Origin of the sequence: Spongiibacter thalassae, from assembly GCF_012272835.1 — a bacterium.
Taxonomy (GTDB): Bacteria; Pseudomonadota; Gammaproteobacteria; order Pseudomonadales; family Spongiibacteraceae; genus Spongiibacter; species Spongiibacter thalassae.
The window spans coordinates 471,943-491,906 of sequence record NZ_JAAWWK010000001.1; the positions used below are offsets into that span (position 1 = coordinate 471,943).

Sequence of the window (19,964 nt, forward strand, 5' to 3'; positions counted from 1 at the left end):
TTGCATCATGGAGAGAACGATTTTGAATCAGGCCCCCGCCGAAACCCCTCAACAGGGGGAAGAAAATCCTGCACATGGAAGTGCCGTGGTTGCCGCTCCGGCCTATGCCCGGGTGTCGGTACTGTTGCGGCGCTACAGCGACGCCAGCCTTGCCGAGCGCCATCGTCGCAGTTTGGTGTTTTACGCCTCAGTGCTGTTTGCCGGTCTGATTTTGGCGGGCTTTACCTATGCCAAATACGCCATCGGCGCTCTCGATTTGACGGTGCTGTTGTTTAGCGGTGGCGGTGGTGTGGCGATTCTCGCGACCCTCGGCTACGAGCTGCTGCGCAGGAACCTGCCGCGCTCGGCGGTGTACCTCGGTGGTATTGTTGCGGTGCTGCTCGTCGGCCTGATGTATGCCGGCGATTTGCATGGTTTTGAACTCTATTTGTTGGCGCCACTGCTGTGTTGGCAGTTTGTTCTGCTCGGGGCCTTTGGCGGCATGTTGATCGCCGTTGCGATATTTGCGGTGGTTTACATCGGTTTGCTGTGGCCGGCCATTCCCGGCGCTGACTACACCGTGGTGGAGGTGGTTGGCAGCTGTGTATTGCTGGCGCTGCTGGTAGTGATTAACTTTTTTAGCGAGTATGCCCGCCAGCGGGCTCAGGAAGAGGCGGCGAGCAAACACGCTGACCGTCTGCAAGGGAGCTTGACCGACCCGGTCACCGGGGTGTTTAAGCCGGCCTTTCTCAACGACTATGTTTACCCGCTGGCCAAATTGGCCGAAAAATCCGCGCTGCCGATGGGATGTATCGTTTGTCAGATCGACGATTATTCAGGAATCGTGCAGCGCAGTGGCGAGGCTGTTGCCGAGGATGCGCTGCGATCGGTGGCGGCGGTGATTGCGGCGAAAACCGAAAACGATGACGTGATCTGTCGGGGGGATGACGGAACCTTTACCGTGTTGTGTCAGCGGGGCACGATGGAGGTGGCCCGACGCCGCGCGGAGGACATTCGCCAGGGCGTCGAGGCGCTGGTACTGAGCGGGGTCGATGAGGGGATTACCATCAGTAGCGGTGTGGCGGTCGCCGCCCGCCCCGGAGAGTTCTCTGCGGGGGTGACCCGGGCCAGTTCGTCCTTGAGTCTGGCCCAGCAAAATGGCGGGGCTAATGTGGTGTATTGTCAGAGCTAGGGAGATCAACGCCTCCCTGTCTGCTCAGTGGCTGTTGGCCGCCTGATTGGCCAGCAGCTCATCGTAGGTCCCCTGGAAATCCACCAGTGAATTATCCTTGATTTCCACCACGCGAGTGGCCAGCGACGAAACGAACTCACGGTCGTGGCTGGCGAAAATCAGCGTGCCCTCGTAGTGTTCCAGGGCAAGGTTCAGCGCCTCGATGGCTTCCATGTCGAGGTGGTTGGTCGGCTCATCCATGATTAACACATTGGTGTCCATCATCATCAATTTGCCGAACAACAGGCGGTTTTTCTCTCCCCCGGAGCACACTCGAACCTCCTTGTTGAAATCGTCGGAGGAGAACAGCAGACGGCCCAGGGTGGCGCGGACAATCTGGTCGTCATGGCTGGGTTTGCGCCACTGGCTCATCCATTCAAACAAATTCATTGCGGTGTCAAAATCGTCGCTGCTGTCCTGGGGGCAGTAGCCGAGGCTGGCGTTTTCAGCCCACTTGACATTGCCCTCTTTGGCTTCCAGCTCCTTCATCAGGCAGCGCAGAAAGGTGGTTTTACCTGCACCGTTTTCACCGATGACCGCGAGGCGGGTGCCGGCGTCGAGAATCATATTGCCCTTGGTGAACAGCGACTGGTCAAAGCCGTGGCCGACATTTTCCAGTGTCAGTGCCTGGCGGTGCAGCTTTTTGTCCTGCTTGAAGCGGATGTAGGGAGACACCCGGCTGGAGGCCTTGATTTCGTCCAGCTGGATTTTCTCGATTTGTTTGGCCCGGCTGGTCGCCTGCTTGGCCTTGGAGGCGTTGGCGGAGAAACGGCTGACAAACTGCTGGAGGTCGGCGATCTGGGCCGATTTTTTCGCGTTCTGAGACTGCAGGCGCTCGCGGGCAGCGGTGGCGGCGCGCATAAAGTCGTCGTAGTTGCCGGGGTAGACCCGCAGCTCGCCGTAGTCGATATCTGCCATGTGGGTGCACACCGCATTCAGAAAGTGGCGGTCGTGGGAGATTATCACCATGGTGCTTTTGCGCTCGTTGAGCACATCTTCCAGCCAGCGAATGGTGTTGATATCGAGGTTGTTGGTCGGCTCGTCCAGCAGCAGAATATCAGGGTCTGAAAACAGCGCCTGGGCCAGTAATACCCGCAGTTTCCAGCCGGGGGCGACTTCGCTCATGGGGCCGAAGTGCAGTTCCTGGGCAATACCTGCACCCAGCAGAATTTCCCCGGCACGGCTTTCGGCGCTGTAGCCGTCCATTTCCATAAACTGGGTTTCCAGCTCGGCGACCTTCATGCCATCTTCCTCTGACATCTCCGCCAGCGAATAAATGCGGTCGCGCTCCTTTTTTACTTCCCACAGTTCGGTGTGGCCCATGATAACGGTGTCGATCACCGAGAATTCCTCAAAGGCGAACTGATCCTGGTGGAGTTTGCCGATGCGCTCGTTCGGGGTGATGGAAACATTGCCCGAGGTCGGTTTAAGGCTGCCGTCGAGAATTTTCATAAAGGTGGACTTGCCGCAGCCGTTGGCTCCGATAAGGCCATAGCGATTGCCGTCGCCGAACTTGACCGAAATATTTTCAAAAAGGGGCTTGGCACCAAATTGCATGGTGATGTTGGCGGTAGAGATCAATGGAATATTCCCGAGCGTGGCTGAGTGGAGGGCGGGCGTACTGAATGACGCAAAGAGGGCGCACTATAAGGGTTTGCCGGGCCTGCGTCGAGTTTGCGGAGGGTGATAATTAACGTTTGGCCGGCCGAAGCAGGTGGCACTAGCCCTGCAACGGCTGGGCCAGTATCCACAGTCCGGCGGCGGTAAAGATCACCATTAGCATTAACATGGGCAGTTGACTGAGGGCCGCCTGACGGGCAGAAGGAAAGCGACGCAGGGCCTCGACGTGGGCCAGGTAGACACTGGCAATATGTCCCAACAGAATCAGCCAGACTTGGCTGTTCCACACCGCGCCCATATCGGGAAGTATCGGGATGCGGCCGGTAATGGCGTTGCCAAACAGATTCCAGCCCCAGGCAAAGGGGTCTGAGGCCAGTGCGCGGATTTTTATCCCCTGGCTGAGCAGCAGGGTGTAGTAGTGGGTGATGTGATAGACCAGGGCAATTGGCAGCAGGCTATAGCCAAATTGCATCGCCAGTTGGCCGAGGGGGATTGCGCTGCGGGTCAGTAATTTGCCCAGCCACAGAAAGCCGACAAACAGACCGAGGTAGATAAGGGGTGACAGCAGCAGGGTGATAAATTCGTAGAACAGATACCAAGGGCGCAGCCAGACGTAGGCGTAGATCGGTGGTTCGCCAATCAGTGGTGTCAGGATATTGAGGGGGTCTTTCCAGAAAAGGCCGAACCAGAGGCTGGTTTCCCGCAAGCCGTCGAAGGCTGTAGAGGACAGCATGAACAGCAAAAACACCAGCAGGCTGGGGTGCTCAACACGTTGGTCGATAAGGCCGGAAAAGGGGGCGCGCAGCACGATGTGTATGCGCCTGGACTGGTCCTCGGGGCGACGCGAAAAGGTCAGCGGAGACATCATCGCAGTCAGGCGGAACATGACCGCAAAAAACTCACCGTAGCGAAACCAGGCCTGAGCGCCGACCAGCCACACTGCCAGCAGATTGATGAGGGTGTAGGCCAGCAAAATGATCGACAGGGAAAAGGGCCGGGTTTCGCCGAACAACTCCAGACTGATAAAGGTCATATACAGCACAAGTGCCGGCCAGTAGGCGAGACGCCGGGGATAGCGAAGGCGCCCCTGATTGAAGCCCTTGGCCAGGATGTTGATGCCGTCGCTCAGGGTGCGCCACGGGCTTAGGTAGCGGTACCAGTCGCCGATCAGCGCGCTGAGATAGCAGCCACCCAGAGCGAATACGATCCAGAAAAACGTCATATTGAAATTGCGGTAACTGTCCTGATTGCCAACCAATCCGGTGGTCACCGCCAGAACAAACAGCATCAGCAGGGACAACTTCAAAGCAAGAGTAACGGCCCGGTGTCGCAGCCAGCGTGGCAGCTGAATCACCTTGCGCCAGGGCGTGGCCTGTGGCTCTGACTGATAAAAACAGGCTAGTACCAGAAACGACAGAATCAGTGCCGCCAGTGCCCCGTAGATGTACATCCAATAGGGCATGGGCAGTTTATAGGGCTCGCCGAAGGAATGGGCCAGCAGCGTCTGTGGCACAAGGGACAGACTGACGGCAAGGATCAGGGCGGGTAGTCGATTCATACTGGGCTGTATCGTTGGTGGGTCACCGGTCGCTGCCAGTGCAGCTGGCCGGTGACCACGGCCGGTCAGGGCGCGGGGTTAGCAGAGTAGTAGGCCCGTTCCCACATTTGCACATAGGCTTCTGCGGAATTGAAGAGGGCGTCGATGGCCTCCTGTCCGCCCTCCAGTCGTACCTCCTCAACAAAGTCCGCAACCAGACCGTAGTGGCTCATGCCGGTTTCGTCGATATGCCAGAACTTGCCGCTTTCGGGGATGGTCAGCATTTCCACGGTGACGGGTTTGATGTTGTTGAATTGGGGGCCCCAGCCATCGCCACTGAACAGGGTAAAGGGATAGCTTACCGGTTCCGAGTCGCCACCACGGGGGCCTGGGTGACCGCCAAATCCATTGGCGTCAGCGCCATAGCCCAGTCCCATTACCTGGGTGGTATTGACTCCGGCTTTTTCCCGCCAGAATTTCAGTTTTTCCATAAACTCGACGTGTTTAATGCCATTGCCCTTGTAGGGGTAGATAGTGCCGCCGGCCTTGAGCATGCGCACTGCCTGGTCACTGGTCAGGCCGCCGTGGGCGTCGTGGGAGCTGGCCATGGGGTAGACGGGGGTACGCTGCTCGGCGATATCCAGCATGATGTCTTTGCTGTGGTAGGCCGCATGGTCAATATCAATGACCATGCCACGATCCATCAGAGCGTTGAGGGTGTAGGCTCCCAGATCGGTAACCGTGCGGGCATTACAGCGCCGCCCCGGCGGGTAGGTGGGGGTAGCGCCCTGGGTAGACTCGATAATGGCCTGGGTCAGCGGGTCGCTGCCGGTGCCGGGAATCGCGGTAGCCATCTCGGCGCCGGGGGTGCGCACCGCCGGTTCGTCAGTGGGGTATTCGCGGCATTCCGAGGTGGTCATAAAGCGGCCCGTGTCCATGTAGTTGAGAAAATTCATGGTACTGCCGTTGAAGATCCCGGTACCGCCGAGGGAACTGTCAATGTCGTGGTAGGGGTAGATATGACGAACGCCGAGGTCCCACAGGCGCTGGATTTCCGAGTCAACCTGATCCTGGTCGCATTTACGGGTTTCGCTGCCGTCGGGATTGAAGGTCACCCCGCAGCTTAATACCTGGGCCACTTCCACGCCGAGAATTACCGCCAGCTTGCCGTCGTTGATGACCTCACGGGCCTCCATCGGGCTTTTCACAATGCGATACCAGCCCTTGCCCGGGCCGCCGTGCTGGGCGTCGATATAGTCCTGCACGTCGTAGAGATACTGCACCTGTTTTACCGCCACGCCCATATCGTCACAGTCGGCGTCGGGCCGCCCCGCGTAGCTCTGGCCCACTCGGCACAGCGCGGCAATATTGGTGCCGTGGTTGACCATCAGCCGAAGGCCGGCGAGGTAGGCGCGCTCAACCCAGCGGTAATACATAACCTGGTGGGTGAGGTAGTTGCGCCGCGGCCAATCGACAAAGGTTGGCCAGCCCTGGGTGTCATGGCCGCCAGCAGTGCTTTGGTCGAGGATAAAGTTGGCATCGCGGGAGCCGTTGGGGCCGTGGAAGTCTTCGCAATCCTCCAGTGCGTGGGGAACGCCGAAGCGGTGGATGACCTCACCGTAGAGCACACCGCCGGCCGATGGACCGACATCACCGGCGTAGGACATCTCGCTGGACATACCCATATGGGTGTGGACATCGGCAAAGCCGACAATAGGCTTGTTCACGCCCTGACCTTTGTAGGTGTCGCCGATAATGCCGGTGGGCATTTCGGGATAGGTGGCGCAACCCGAGCTGGGCACCAGGGCAAACAGGGTATTGGGCTCACTGCCGGGCTCGCCGATGACCAGCTCGCCGTTGTCGTTCACCTGTAGTTGCTGGCCGCTGTTCTCGGCGATAAAGCTGGCATTGTCGCCGCTGATATCCAATGCCCAGATCGCGTCGTCGCTGGCGGCATCATTGGCGGTGACGGTGCCCGCATTGGTGAGGCCGGTATTGGCGGTGAGCAGCTTTTCGTCTTTGGTGTACAGCAGGTAAGTACCGAGATTGGAGGGCTGCATGTAAAAACCCTCTGCGCTGCTCAGTTCCGCCGTCGACAGGGTGTAGCCGTCAGCGGTGGCAACGGCAAACTGCCCGGTTTCTGGCGACTGCAGTGCATAGCAGCCCTTGCTGGCGGCAAAGCGGTTCACCGGCGCCTCAGTCTGGCCGTTACCGCCACCGGAAGGCGTTCCGGTCGCGGGGGTAGCAGGGGAATTGGCGCTGGACGAGCCGCCACAGGCAGACAGGGTCAGGTAGGCGGCAGCGAGTAAGGGCAGGGCAACTTTCATAGGCAGGTCCACAGACTGTTAACGGTCGTCACCAGACTCCGCAGGTTTTGTTATATCGCTGGGGGCGGAGGGTGTACTCATTGCTAACATATTAGCACTATGCCCTCGGATGCAAACAATGACATATCGGGACATTCGATTGCTGTCGTGCTCGGGGAAGCTTTTGGGTGCCGGTTTTTGTGCGTTGGGTCGCACTTGCCCAGGGGCGGTTAATGCCCCTGGCGTGCGGCCAGCTTCATCTCGGCGGCCTGTTCGTGGCCGAGATAGCGCTCGATGAGGCCGTGGGCCAGATAAAGCACCGGGGTCAGTGCCATGGCCATGGTGAATTTATACAGATAGTTGACGATACCGATGGCCAGAACCAACGACAGGCCCCAGTCCGCGCCAATGTAAAAGGCAATAAATAACACCACAAAGCTGTCGATAAATTGGCTGACCAGGGTCGATCCGGTGGCGCGCAGCCAGATAAAGCGTTCCCCGGTGTAGTGCTTGATCCGCTGAAAGACCATCACGTCGATAATCTGGCCCACCAGAAAGGCGGTCAGTGAGCCGACCACAATCCATAGCCCCTGGCCGAACACCAGACCATAGGCGTAATCGTAGTCGCTGACCTTTGCTGTTATGGCCTGCTGCTCTGCGGCAGAAAGTGCTGGATTGATATGGGATTGGGGCCAGAAGTCAGCGGGGGCGAGGTGGATGCCGGTGTAAATCATCGCAAAGGCGTAAATAATCAGTCCGGCGGTGAGGAATGACAGCAGCTTCACTCCCCGTGAGCCATAATACTCGTTAATCAGATCGGTAAGGACAAAGACAAAGGGCCACAGCAGCACACCGGCGGTGAGGTTAAAGGCCAGGTTGTCGACGCCAAAGAAGCTCAATGACACCGGCTCGATATTCAGGCTTTGCTCCAGCGAGAAAATCTTTACCCCGATAAACTCGGCGATAAGGGCGTTGGCAATAAAGAAACCGCCGAGTAATACGAACAGTTTGTTGGCGCGGTTGTTAACGATATTGTCGATCATAGCGGGATACGGATTGGCTGAGGGCGGGCGGACTGTGCACAATACTACGCTCTTGGTTATTCTCAAAACAATGCAACAGGACAGAATATGACCCCGAGTCAAACACATAGCGCGCCACTGGTGCTGATTAGTGGCGCCTCACAGGGAATTGGCGCCGAAATCGCCCGCCAGTTTGCCGCGCTGAAGGTGAGGCTTGCCCTTGTGGCCCGCAATGCTGACAAGCTGGCCGAGGTGCGTGAGACCTGCCTTGCGGTGGGCTCCTGCGCTGATATTGAGCTATACCCCTGTGATGTCAGCGACGCCGATCAGGTGGCCCAGCTGCACGCAGAGGTGAATCGGCGTCAGGGGGCAGTGTCGGTGCTGATCAATAATGCCGGGCAGTGGCTGGGCGATCCGGTGGCGGCGATGGCGGTGGCGGATTTTGACCGCATTGTGGCCACCAATCTGCGCAGTGTCTTTTTGATGAGCAAGGCCTTTGTGGCGGATATGTGCACCCTGGGGCGGGGTGATGTGTTCACGATGGCATCAACGGCGGGCATTGAGGGGTATGCGGGGGTGTCGGCCTACTGCGCGGCCAAGCACGGGGTGATGGGATTCTGTAAAGCCCTGCGGGAAGAATTGCGCGGCGAAGACATTCGCGTGTGCTGTGTGTTGCCGGGGCCGACCTGGTCTCCGTCCTGGGAAAATACCGGGGTGGCGCAGGAGACATTGATGCCCTGCGAAGACGTTGCCCGGGCCTTTGTTCACCTCTACCAGGCAGACCGAAACGTCGTGACCGAAGAGTGGGTGCTGCGGCCGCGGGGTGGGCATATTTCCAGCTAGCGGAGCGCGACAGCGGGGGCTTGTCCAGGCGTGATAAACAAGTGCATTGCCGCTGCAAACTTGCTAGTGTGTTTTCGGTGAATACATTGCTGGCCTTGGCGGCCCTTACAATTGACCTGGCGTCGATACAATAACAAGCGAGGACGACCACCGTGAAATCGGCTACTTATTTCAGAACCTGTAATCTCTGTGAGGCGATGTGTGGTGTCGCGGTGAAGGTGGAGAACGACGAAATCGTCAGCATCAAAGGCGATGAGCAGGATCCCTTCAGCCGCGGGCATATTTGCCCCAAGGCACTGGCCTTGAAGGATTTGTACGAAGACCCCGAGCGCCTGCGCAAGCCCATGGAAAAACGCAATGGCGAGTGGCACGAACTGGAGTGGGACGAGGCCCTGGACAAGGTCGCTGCGCGAATCAAAAGCCTGCAGGACGAGCACGGCAACGACGCGATGGCGGTATATTTGGGCAATCCAAATGTACATAACACCGGCTCCATGCTGCTCAATGGCGGTTTGCTGCGGGCGCTGAATACCCGCAACAAATTTTCCGCGACCTCGGTGGATCAGTTGCCCCACCATATTGTGTCGTGGAAACTGTTTGGTCATCAGCTGCGGATTCCCGTTCCGGATATCGATCGCTGCGACCACTTTCTGATCTTCGGCGCCAATCCGCTGGCCTCCAATGGCAGCATTATGAGTGTGGCCGATGTTCGCGGCCGCCTGAAACGGGTCAAGGCTCGGGGCAAAGTCGTTGTGGTCGACCCACGTCGTACACCCACGGCAGAATTGGCTGATGAGCACCACTTTGTTCGCCCGGGCACCGACGTGCTGATATTACTCGCCATGCTCAACTATCTGTTTGCCAGTGATCGGGCCGATGCTGGCCAGTGCGCGGCCCATCTGGATGCGGCACCGGCCAGTTTGCGCGCGTATTTCGCTGAGTACAGCCCGGAGCGGGTGGCGGACTATACCGGTATGTCGGCGGACACCATCAAACAGTTGGTGGATGATTTCTGTGCCGCCAGTAATCCCGTGCTTTACGGTCGTATGGGGGTGTCGGTGCAGGAGTTTGGTACCCTGTGCCAGTACCTGATTATGCTGTTCAATATTCTTACCGGTTCCCTCGATCGGGAGGGTGGGCTGATGTTCACTACTCCGGCGGCCAATATCCTCCCCAAAACCGGCCGCGGCCATATGGGGCGCTATCATAGCCGTGTGCGGGGTTTACCGGAGTTTGGTGGCGAGCTACCGGTGGCGGCGCTGGCGGAGGAAATTCTTACCCCCGGTGACGGACAGATTCGCGGCTTGCTGTTGCAGGCGGGCAACCCGGTATTGTCTACCCCGAACGGCGAGCAGTTGGATGTGGCCTTTGCCAGCCTCGATTTGTTGGTGTCGATGGATTTCTATATCAATGAAAGCAGCCGACACGCCGACTTTATTCTGCCGCCGGTGAGTCCGCTGGAGCGCGAGCACTACGATGTGATCTTTAATTTACTGGCAGTGCGCAATAATGCCCGATATGCCCCGGCCCTGTTCCCCCCCGGGGAAGACGCCCGTCATGACTGGCAGATATCGCTGGGACTGCGAGACCGCTTGCAGCCGCCGCGCAATCTGAAAGAGCGATTGACCCGTGCCATAGAGAAGCGACTCGGGCCCACCGGGATGCTGGCGATTTTGCTGCGTCAGGGGCCTTACGGCGTTGGCTGGAAGCCCTTTGGCGGTGTCACCTTGAGTCGTCTCAAGCGCACGCCCCACGGCATTGATCTCGGTCCTCTGCAAGCGCAGCTGCCCGCTGCCCTGTTCCATTCCGATAGAAAAATACATCTCAGTGCGGATTTTTTCCTAGACGACCTGCGCCGTGTCAACGAGGCTTTCTTCCGCGACCGCCAGGCCGCAGACTATGTATTGATCGGCCGGCGCGATGTGCGCAGCAATAATTCCTGGCTGCACAACAGCCAGCGACTGGTAAAAGGGAAAAACCGCTGTACGGTGCTGGTACATCCCGACGACGCGGCGCAGCTGGGAATAGAGGAAATGAGCCTGTTAAAGGTGTCCTCACGGGTGGGCAGTGTTACCTTGCCCGCCGTCATCAGCGATGAGATCATGCCGGGGGTGGTGAGCATACCCCACGGCTGGGGTCATCACGGTATCGGTACACAATGGAAGCGAGCGGAAGCCCATGCAGGGGTCAGTGTGAATGATCTGACCGACGAGACTTATCTTGATGTGCTTTCCGGCAATGCGGCACTGAACGGGGTGCCGGTGCAGCTGGAAGCCGTTGCAGGGTAGTCGGTCAGGCCTGGTTGCCGGAGCTTTGTCGCTCAGGGTAAGCGCCATGAGTGGATGGCTGCCCTGATCGCGTGCCGCTGAATACAACAACAATTTGGCGATGCCTGTAATGGTGTCGCGCTCATCAGGTACTGGAGCTGAATATGCCTACTCCCGCGAAAGGGTATGCCGCCGTTGCGGCGGATAAACCACTGGCGCCTTTCGACTTCCAACGGCGCGATCTCGGCCCCGGCGACGTTAAAATTGAAATTCTTTACTGCGGCGTTTGCCACTCGGATATCCACACCGCCCGCAATGAATGGGGGTTTACCAATTATCCCATTGTGCCAGGCCATGAAATTGTCGGTCGGGTGGTGGAGGTGGGGGATTCGGTCACCCGCTTTACCCTCGGAGATTTCGTGGGCATAGGCTGTATTGTCGATTCCTGTCGCCAATGTGCACCCTGTGACGTCGGTGATGAGCACTACTGCGAAAACCGCATGACCGGCACCTATGGCGCGCCGGAGCGAGACGGCAGCGGCCGCATTACTCAAGGGGGCTATGCCAATAACTACGTGATTGACGAGCACTTTGCCCTGCGGATCTCCAATAAGCTCAATCTGGCGGCCACCGCACCCTTGTTGTGTGCGGGAATTACCACTTGGTCGCCTCTTCGGCACTGGAAAATAGGCCCCGGATTAAAAGTCGGGGTGGTGGGGCTGGGTGGCCTCGGCCATATGGCCTTGAAATTTGCCCATGCCTTTGGCGCCGAGGTTACCCTGTTTACCCGCAGCGAGGGCAAGGCAGAAGATGCCCGCCGACTCGGAGCCGATCACGTGGTACTTAGCAGCAATAAGGCGATGATGCGCAGCTTGACCGGGCAGTTTGATTTTATCATCGACACTGTGTCAGCCCAGCATGACGTCAATAGTCTGCTGAAGCTGCTGCGCCGGGATGCGGTGATGTGCATGGTGGGTATGCCCGACCAGCCGGTAATGGTGAATTCCTTTGCTACCGCGGGCCGTCGTGGCCTCACCGGCTCGATGATCGGTGGTATCAAGGAAACCCAGGAGATGCTGGATTTTTGCGCCACCCACGACATCACCGCCGACATTGAGCTGATTAATATGCAGGAGGTCAATGAGGCCTTTGATCGAGTGGTCAGCAGTGATGTGAAATACCGGTTTGTAATTGATATGGCGAGCTTATAGTCGCCGATTAATCTCGCCAGAAGGGTATTCTGCGGTGGTCATCCGCACACAGGGTGTCGGTATCATCCTTGAGCTGTACGCCACTGAGTTGCCGTTTCAACGCGTGGTCGACGAGATAGCAGCAGGTCGCCACGGCCTGCTCATAGTCGAGTCCCGCCCCGTGAATGTTGGAAATACAATTGCGCTCGGCATCGCTGCGGCCGCGCTGTGGCTGGTAGCATAAATACAGCCCCAGACTGTCGGCGGCGCTCAACCCAGGGCGCTCACCAATCATCATAATACTTAGCCGTGCATTGACGGCTTCGCCGATATCGTCGGCGAGGGCCACTCGCGCTTGATGGGCCACAATCAGTGGCGAACAGCGCAGCCCCCGTTCCCCGCAGCGTGTGTGAAGGGCCTGAAACAGGGGCGGGCCGTGGCGTTGGCTGGCCAGGGCCGATAAACCATCGCCGAGAATAAATACCACGTCGCACTGCGCCCAGCCGTCGTGTGTCGCGGTCTCGCGCAGACGCTGCCACTGTGGCTCACTCAGTTCGCGACCGAGTTGAGGGTTGTGCAGGTAGGCACGGCGGTCTGCGGCGCGACTGTGTACTTCGATCATCTCCTGCTTTGCCTCGCCGCCCTGTTCCGCCAGCGCGGCGCGCAGCTCGGAAATGGCTAACGTGGTGTGTACAGCGTCTTTGGCACGGGCGTGATCGAGCTGAAATTGCAACTGGGCGGCGGTGGGTAGCGAACTGCCACTGCGGCCCAGCGCAATGCGTGCATTGGTGTAGCGGCCCAATGTCTGCCAATAATCAGGGTCCGTCATGGGAGTGCTCCCCCATCCAATTTCAGGCTTGCAGCAAAGTGTGGCGGTAATGTCGCGTGGTGTTGCAGTTGCCCATTGCCGTCGAACACACCGCTGGCAATCAGCCACTGTTCGAATTCCGGTGCCGGACGCAGACCGAGCACCTTGCGCAGATAGTGGGCGTCGTGAAAGGAGGTACTCTGGTAGTTGAGCATAATATCGTCGGCACCGGGTACGCCCATAATAAAACTGCCCCCCGCTGCGCCAAAGGCAGTGAGCAGGGTGTCCATATCATCCTGGTCGGCTTCGGTGTGGTTGGTGTAGCAAATATCGCACCCCATCGGCAAGCCCAGAAGTTTGCCGCAGAAGTGATCCTCCAGCCCGGCGCGAATAATCTGTTTGCCGTCGTAGAGGTATTCCGGACCAATAAATCCGACCACGGTGTTGACCAGCAGCGGCGAGAAGGTTCGCGCCACTGCGTAGGCGCGGGTCTCCAGTGTTTGTTGATCGACACCGTGATGGGCATTGGCTGACAGGGCGCTGCCCTGGCCGGTTTCAAAGTACATCACATTGTCACCGAGGGTGCCGCGTTTGAGGGACAACGCCGCGTGCTGGGCCTCGCGCAGCAATGCCAGGTCTACACCAAAACTGCGATTGGCCGCCTCGGTCCCGGCAATGGACTGGAACATCAGGTCCAGCGGTGCGCCTCGCTCAATGGCTTCAATACTGGTGCTGGCGTGGGTCAGTACACAGCTCTGGGTGGGAATGGCAAACCGCTGGATCACATCATCAAGCAGGTGGAGAAGGTGGCAGACGCCGCCGATATTGTCCCCCGCCGGATTGACACCAATTACGGCATCGCCGCTGCCGTAGAGCAGGCCATCGATAATGCTGGCGGCAATGGCGGCGCTGTTGTCGCTGGGATGGTTCGGTTGCAGGCGGGTCGCCAGGTGGCCGCGCAGGCCAATGGTGTTGCGAAAACGGCTGATGTTTTCACATTTTTTGGCCACCAGAACAAGGTCTTGCACTCGCATCAGCTTGCTTACCGCTGCGGCCATTTCCGGGGTGATGCCGGGGGCAATCTTGTGCAGGGCAGGACTGTCGGCAGCATCGGACAACAGCCAGTCGCGGAATTCGCCCACGCACAGCGAACTGATCGGGGCAAAGGCGGTGGCGTCGTGGCTGTCGCAAATCAGTCGCGTGACTTCATCGCTTTCATAGGGTACGACCCACTCTGCCAAAAAATGCTTGAGGGGGACATCGGCAAGGCACATTTGCGCCGCGACGCGCTCCTCATTGCTGTTGGCGGCGATGCCGGCGAGGGTGTCGCCGGAACGGGGTGGAGACGCCTTGGCCAACAGCTGACGCAGGTCGCTGAAAGTGTGACGCCGTATGCCCAGCTGTACTGAAAAGGTCATGGATACCTCGTGCCGAGGACGGTGACCGAGGGTGGTCACCGATGTCTTCAAAGTAGCAAGCTTTGTGCCTGTGGGCAAAGTCGGGGCAGGGCGGCCGAGGGTGTCGGCCGCCCAGGGATGGGGGCGTGGTGGGTCTAGAGCCCGGTTTTGACCCTCAGCGACTTGAAACAGATTGCATTGTGGTCTTCAAGGTCGCGCTCGGGTTCGACCGCCAAGCGTGCGTTGGGGAAGCGTTTGAACAGCTCGCGCATGCTCAGATAAAGCTGGTGTTTGGCCAACGCCGCGCCAATGCAGTAGCGTGGGCCGTAGCCGAACAATACATCGGGGTCGATCTGACGTCCTACATCGAGGGTGTCCGGGTGGGGGAAGTGGGCCGGGTCATGGTCTTTCAGGTGGGGCATCAGCAGTACCATCTGACCTTTTTTCACCTGCTGCCCGAGTAGCTCCATATCTTCGGGAGCGTAGCGGGCGAAGCCCATTTTGGAGTTGGCAGACCAGCGCATAATTTCGCTGAAGGCATTGCTGAAGGCTGCGGGGCTGGCGAGCGCCGGAGCCACCTGGTCGGGGTTTTTCAGCAGGGCGTAGGCGGACCATTGCTGGGCGATCAGTGTGGTGTCTGCCCCAGCGCCGATCAACGCCAAAATAAGGGTAATAATATCCCATTCGTCGAAGTCGTCGTTTTCGGCCTCTACCTTGAGCAGGGCGCTGAGAAAGTCGCCGTCTTCCACCGGTGCAGCCCGGCGTTCAGCGATGACTTCAATCAACACATCGATAGCGCGGTTACTGTCTTCCTGTGCCTTGGCCCGGCGTTCCTCGGAAATTGTCGGATTCCAGGTTTCGGTAAAGGTTAACACCGAGGCCTTGATCTGCTCCCAGTATTTTTCCGGAATACCCACCATGCGGGTGATGGAGATAAAGGGGATGTGGCGGGCAATCTCACTGATGTAGTCAAACTCTTCCGGATCGCCGAGGTCGGCGAACAGGCGCGCAATATCCGGTTCAATACGGCGATTGATATTGTCCACCACATTGCGGGAAAAGGCCGGTGAGGTAATTTTGCGAACCAGGCGGTGATGGGTAGGATCGGCCAGCAAGCTGTGGCCCACCAGGGCCTTTTCGAAATTCGTCCAGGTGGCCTCATCGGGGCGGGGCGGGGCGAATTCCCAGTCGTAAAAGTCGGAGCTGAGATACTCCCGCTTCCAGCAGTCCATGATGTCCGGCATGCGGGTCATAATCCAGCACATCCACGGTGCATACCAAACCAGACGTCCGCGTTTGGCAAGGGCTATGCACTGAGGGCCCGGGTTCATCGCGTAGCTCATCGAATTGGGGTTGAAAATGGTTTCTATCGCCGGGGTATCTTCCTGCTTTGGGGTGTCGAGCATGGTGTGACTCCAATTTATTCTTGTTCGTGGATTGACAAAAATATACTAGAGTGTAATTTTATTCACAAGTAGATTTATTTGTGTTGTCGCGCTGAACTCCGGTGCAGGTAACAAACCAACAATCCACAATAAAGAGGCAGAGCAATGAAGGACTTTTCCGGCAAGGTCGCAGTGATTACGGGTGGCGGCAGTGGTGTGGGCAGAGCGTTGGCGCTGGCATTGGCGGCGGAGGGCGCAAAGGTTGTTATTGCTGACATTGAGCAGGCTGCCCTGGATCGCACAGTGACTGAACTGGAGGCGATGAACTGCGACTGCATGGCCCTGCGTGCCGATGTCACCAGCGCTGAGTCAATGGCCGCCCTGGTGAGTGGAGCGGTGCAGCGCTTCGACCATATCGACCTGGTGTTTGCCAATGCGGGGGTCGGCACCGGCGAGGCGGGCAATATGTGGGAATACAATCTGAATGATTGGGAGTGGGGCTTTCGCGTTAACACCTGGGGCTTGATTCACACCATCAATGCGTTTTTGCCTCAATTGGTGGCGCAGCAGCGGGAGGCCCATTTTGTGGTCACTGGCTCGGGCAACGGTGCCTTCCTGATGTTGCCAAACACTCCGATTTATACCGCCAGCAAGGCGGCGGTGCAGGCCATTACCGAAAACCTTCACTATCAGTTACAGGCGGCCCAGTCGCCGGTGAAGGTCAATGCGCTGTTCCCCGGTCCCCACGTGGTAAACACGGGAATTTTTAACTCTGAGCGCAATCGCCCCGAGGACCTGCCCGAAGACCCGAACAAGCCGGATTCCGGTATCCATTCAGTGGAGGATATGAAAGCCATTATGGCCCAGTATGAGATGACCTTGCAGACCACTGAGCCGGAAGAAGTGGCCCGGTTTGCCCTGGACGGAATTCGCGCCGAAAAGTTCTGGATCAGCCCGATGTCGGACAAGTCGCGAGCGGCGTTTGTCGCCAGAACCGACAGCATTTTGCAGGGCACTACCCCCACGGTGCCGGATGTTCTGTAAACCGCAGGCAATGGCTCCGCCGCAGGCAATAGGCTAAGATTCCCGCTTTGTCTCAGTCGAGGGGGAATGTCGTGCCAGCATCGCAACTTGGGCGGCGCGAGCGTAAAAAACTCGCAGTCAGGGAGTCTATTCGCAAGGAAACCCTGCGCCTGATAGAACTGCACGGTGTGGAGGGACTGACCATTGACGCGATCTGCGATTGTGTCGATGTCGCCAAGAAAACCTTCTACAACTATTACGCGACCAAACATGACCTGATGGCGGAGCTGGTGCAGGCAGAGTTGCTGCAAAGCACCGCGCAGCTGATTGACGACGCGATTGCCAGTGGCAAGCCGTTCAAGGAGCAGTTACGGGATATTATCGACGTGTTTGTACACCGCGAGCAGTACGCCGGTGGTGTTGAGCGGGAACTTATCGCCTATTCGGTAGGGGCACTCTCCGCCAACCTAAAGCAGGGCGGTGTGCAATTGGCGGAAATCAACGGCATCTTTCTGCGTTTGTTTGAGCACAACAAGACAGCATTGCGCCCAGGGCTCAGCGTGGCCTTCTGCGCCGAAATGACCGTGGGCATGCTCAATGCGATTACGCTGAATTGGGTACACGACCCCGACTATGACTCCGCCCATCGCTATGCTGAGCTGCTGGAGTTCCTGTCGGCCAGCATGTTGTAGGGGGCGTCGTCTTCGGGCTATGCCATCGGGATATTCCGTGGAGTTTGTAACGTAGCTGAAATATTTCTCGACTAGGATTCAGGGCGTCAACGTACTCGTCTGTCTCGCAATCTCCAATCTCCCTGCGCCATGAATACATGGTGCTTTGAATCAGTGTCGGAAATTCTGGTTATGAAACCCTCTTTTCTTCCTCTCTCTACACTTTGTGCTTTCAGCCTGTGCCTGCTGGCGGCCTGTGGCGGCTCCAGTTCGTCACCGGCGCGCAATGCCGGGCCACCTGCTGAACCAGTCGCCCTTTGTGACGGCGAAGCCATAGCACCTGAAAGGCTGTTTTTGCAGCAATTGGGTAGCGACCGGGTCATTATCAAGTGGCGCAACGCACCGCTTGATGTCGCGCAGAGCGGCGACGTGGTGTGCTTTGGCGTCGATCACAACGCCCTGCCAGCATCGAGCCAGACGGTGGCGGTGGTCACGGAAACACGCCATCGCGAAGCCTTGATTACCGGGCTTAAACCGGACACAAAGTATTATTATTCTGTGGGCGGTGCCGCGAGTACTGACCCGCGTTTCAGCTTTCGCACCGCGCCGCTGACCGGTGCTGTCCCCGCCGATGGCAATACGCGCATCTGGATCGTGGGTGATCCGGGTACCTCCAGTTCACCACTGCTGGATAGGGGGGATAATGCCGGTGGCCAGCGGGCGGTGCGCGATGGTTTTAATGCCTGGGTGGCAGCGAACGGCGGCGAAGCGGCTGATCTGTTTTTGATGCTTGGTGATAATGCCTACCTGGATGGAACCGACGCCCAGTTTCAAACGGCGGTGTTTGACCTGTACACCGATACTCTGGCTACAACAGGTATGTGGTCGACCATTGGCAACCATGAAATGGGCAGCGGCGGTTTGTCCACCGCGGCTTCGGTGGATCTTTACAGCCCTGCCACAGGGATTGCCGACACGGTTCCCGATTCGCCGATGCCCTACCTGAATATTCACTCCTTCCCTACCCAGGGCGAAAATGGCGGGGTGCCCAGCGGCACGGAGCAGTATTACTCCTTTGACTACGGCAATGTGCATGTCATCAGCCTGGATTCCCAGGTGTCTACCCGCGATGCGGCCAATATGGCAGCGATGCGGGAGTGGGTCACTGCCGACCTGCAAGCCAACGTCGCCGATTGGACGATTGTGATTTTCCATCATCCTCCCTACACCAAGGGCAGCCACGACTCGGATAGTACAGCAGGTGGCGTGGATCAGCCTATTTTCGATATGCGTGAACAGTTTAACCCGGTGTTTGAAGCCTATGGTGTGGACCTGGTCTATGGCGGCCACAGCCATTCCTATGAGCGCTCGTTTTATCTCAGTGGCCACACAGGCCTTTCGACCACCTTTGATCCCGAGGAACATGCAGAGCTGAACAGCGCCAACCAGCCTGCTACAGGGCAGGGCGATGAAGCGTATCGCCAGATCACCAATAGCGGTGCCGATGACAAGGTGGTGTACACCGTGGCGGGTAACTCCGGGCAGGCGACGGGGATGTCTGATCCCGAGGGACATCCGGCATTTTTCTACAGCACCGGCGACATCCTCGGCTCGGTGGTGGTCGATGCTGGAAAGAACACCTTGGTAGCGCGGTTTATCGATGACTCAGGAGAAGTTCGTGACCATTTTATTATGCAGCGTTAACACCCTGTCGGTCCGGCGAGCATTGCTGGGCCTGCTGGTCTGGGGTCTTGTACCGTTCAGTGCTGTTGTTGAGGCCGGCCCCTCGGAAGGGCGTTTGCTGGGCTATCTGAGCAGCAAAATCGCCCATAGCCCTGACAATGCTGAACTGTATCTTCGCCGGGCCTATTCCTTTGCGGAAATTGGCCATATGAAAGATGCTTTTGCGGATCTGCGTCGAGTAGAAAGGCTGGGGCATGGCGAGAGCGCGAATTTTGCGCGGGGAGAATTGCTTCGCAGGGCCGGACGTCTTGAAGCTGCCCGCCGTAAATTTGACCAGGTATTGGTGGAAAACCCTCGCCACTATCAGGCATTGATGAAGCGTGCCGAGGTGCTGGTTAGCCTGGGGAAAAACGCCGATGCCCTGGCCGATTACCAGCGGCTCTTCCAAGTGCGGCCGAATTCTGCGAGCGGCTACTACCGCCAGGCAGCCGAACTCTACCTTGCCAGCGGGGCTCCGGAACAGGCACTGGCGCTACTCGACACACGCATGGCGGCGACAGGGCCCATTCCCCAGTTGCAGAATCTGGCGATTTCCATCGAGCAGACACAGGGCCGCTATGCCGCCGCGATTGTTCGAATGAAAGCGCTGTCCGCCGCAAGCCATAGCTCCCCTTTCTGGCACAGCAAAACCGCGGCACTGTATTATTCCGATGGCGATATCGACCGCGCCAGACACCACATCGCCATTGCCGAAAACCTTCTCGCCCAACGTCGCCAAACCCCGGCGGTTATCGATCAGCTCAACACCGAACTCCTTCCCCTTAAAAAACGACTCGCCAGCCAATAATCCCCTTTGGGGACAGACCCCAGGGTCTGTCCCCAACATTACCAAAAATTTATAAAAGGCGTCTTATGCCGAAAAGCTGGCTTCGGGGACAGACCCCGGGGTCTGTCCCCGAAATTGGTGCTTGACCAAAATAAGTAAACCGTATACTTTTTTTA

15 protein-coding genes are annotated in these 19,964 nt (G+C 58.1%); 8 read left to right on the top strand and 7 right to left on the bottom strand.

From position 1 onward, the window contains the following. Window positions 1-7 precede the first annotated feature (7 nt). Window positions 8-1,171: a GGDEF domain-containing protein gene (locus HCU74_RS01935; protein ID WP_168448704.1), complete on the top strand. Its 1,164-nt coding sequence runs from the start codon at window positions 8-10 to the stop codon at window positions 1,169-1,171. Between the two features lie 24 nt (window positions 1,172-1,195). Here the strand turns inward: HCU74_RS01935 and HCU74_RS01940 are convergent, their stop codons facing one another. From HCU74_RS01940 to HCU74_RS01955, 4 genes are all read right to left on the bottom strand, one after another. After that, window positions 1,196-2,791, bottom strand: coding sequence for an ABC-F family ATPase (locus HCU74_RS01940; RefSeq protein ID WP_168448705.1), 1,596 nt, complete (start codon window positions 2,789-2,791; stop codon window positions 1,196-1,198). A gap of 139 nt (window positions 2,792-2,930) precedes the next feature. After that, the gene (locus HCU74_RS01945; protein ID WP_168448706.1) at window positions 2,931-4,388 is read right to left on the bottom strand and encodes a hypothetical protein; all 1,458 of its coding nucleotides are present in this window, start codon (window positions 4,386-4,388) and stop codon (window positions 2,931-2,933) included. A gap of 65 nt (window positions 4,389-4,453) precedes the next feature. Next, window positions 4,454-6,694 carry a peptidase M19 gene (locus tag HCU74_RS01950; protein ID WP_168448707.1) on the bottom strand — a complete coding sequence of 747 codons (2,241 nt, stop codon included), beginning with the start codon at window positions 6,692-6,694 and terminating at the stop codon, window positions 4,454-4,456. Between the two features lie 209 nt (window positions 6,695-6,903). Continuing rightward, window positions 6,904-7,758, bottom strand: a complete 855-nt coding sequence (locus tag HCU74_RS01955) for a queuosine precursor transporter (protein ID WP_246864394.1) — start codon at window positions 7,756-7,758, stop codon at window positions 6,904-6,906. Window positions 7,759-7,803: 45 nt separating this feature from the next. Between HCU74_RS01955 and HCU74_RS01960 the strand changes: the two genes are divergently transcribed. From HCU74_RS01960 to HCU74_RS01970, 3 genes are all read left to right on the top strand, one after another. Beyond that, on the top strand, window positions 7,804-8,538 hold the full coding sequence (locus HCU74_RS01960; RefSeq protein WP_168448709.1) for an SDR family oxidoreductase: 735 nt from the start codon (window positions 7,804-7,806) through the stop codon (window positions 8,536-8,538). Between the two features lie 152 nt (window positions 8,539-8,690). Then, on the top strand, window positions 8,691-10,826 hold the full coding sequence (locus tag HCU74_RS20250) for a molybdopterin oxidoreductase family protein (protein ID WP_345889644.1): 2,136 nt from the start codon (window positions 8,691-8,693) through the stop codon (window positions 10,824-10,826). Window positions 10,827-10,969: 143 nt separating this feature from the next. Further along, window positions 10,970-12,016 (top strand): NAD(P)-dependent alcohol dehydrogenase, encoded by a 1,047-nt coding sequence (locus HCU74_RS01970; RefSeq protein WP_168448710.1) that lies wholly within the window; start codon window positions 10,970-10,972, stop codon window positions 12,014-12,016. Window positions 12,017-12,023: 7 nt separating this feature from the next. On the opposite strand, the gene eutC is transcribed toward HCU74_RS01970, so the two are convergent. The 3 genes from eutC to HCU74_RS01985 form a co-directional block, all read right to left on the bottom strand. Continuing rightward, window positions 12,024-12,824 carry an ethanolamine ammonia-lyase subunit EutC gene (gene eutC / locus HCU74_RS01975; protein WP_168448711.1) on the bottom strand — a complete coding sequence of 267 codons (801 nt, stop codon included), beginning with the start codon at window positions 12,822-12,824 and terminating at the stop codon, window positions 12,024-12,026. Then, complete coding sequence (locus HCU74_RS01980; RefSeq protein WP_168448712.1) at window positions 12,821-14,221, bottom strand: ethanolamine ammonia-lyase subunit EutB; 1,401 nt, start codon at window positions 14,219-14,221, stop codon at window positions 12,821-12,823. Before HCU74_RS01980 ends, eutC begins: the two co-directional genes overlap by 4 nt. 134 nt (window positions 14,222-14,355) lie before the next feature. Further along, window positions 14,356-15,606: a cytochrome P450 gene (locus HCU74_RS01985; protein WP_168448713.1), complete on the bottom strand. Its 1,251-nt coding sequence runs from the start codon at window positions 15,604-15,606 to the stop codon at window positions 14,356-14,358. A gap of 144 nt (window positions 15,607-15,750) precedes the next feature. Here HCU74_RS01985 and HCU74_RS01990 point away from each other — a divergent pair, with 144 nt between their 5' ends. The 4 genes from HCU74_RS01990 to HCU74_RS02005 all read left to right on the top strand — a co-directional run bounded on the left by HCU74_RS01990 (window position 15,751) and on the right by HCU74_RS02005 (window position 19,809). Then, window positions 15,751-16,629 carry an SDR family NAD(P)-dependent oxidoreductase gene (locus HCU74_RS01990; RefSeq protein ID WP_168448714.1) on the top strand — a complete coding sequence of 293 codons (879 nt, stop codon included), beginning with the start codon at window positions 15,751-15,753 and terminating at the stop codon, window positions 16,627-16,629. A gap of 71 nt (window positions 16,630-16,700) precedes the next feature. Continuing rightward, on the top strand, window positions 16,701-17,300 hold the full coding sequence (locus tag HCU74_RS01995; RefSeq protein ID WP_168448715.1) for a TetR family transcriptional regulator: 600 nt from the start codon (window positions 16,701-16,703) through the stop codon (window positions 17,298-17,300). A gap of 171 nt (window positions 17,301-17,471) precedes the next feature. Continuing rightward, a complete protein-coding gene (locus HCU74_RS02000; RefSeq protein ID WP_168448716.1) occupies window positions 17,472-18,983 on the top strand; it encodes a purple acid phosphatase family protein in 1,512 nt (503 codons plus the stop codon). Beyond that, entirely contained in the window at window positions 18,958-19,809 is an 852-nt protein-coding gene (locus tag HCU74_RS02005) for a tetratricopeptide repeat protein (protein WP_168448717.1), read from the top strand. The genes HCU74_RS02000 and HCU74_RS02005 overlap by 26 nt, the downstream gene beginning before the upstream one ends. Window positions 19,810-19,964: the final 155 nt, after the last annotated feature.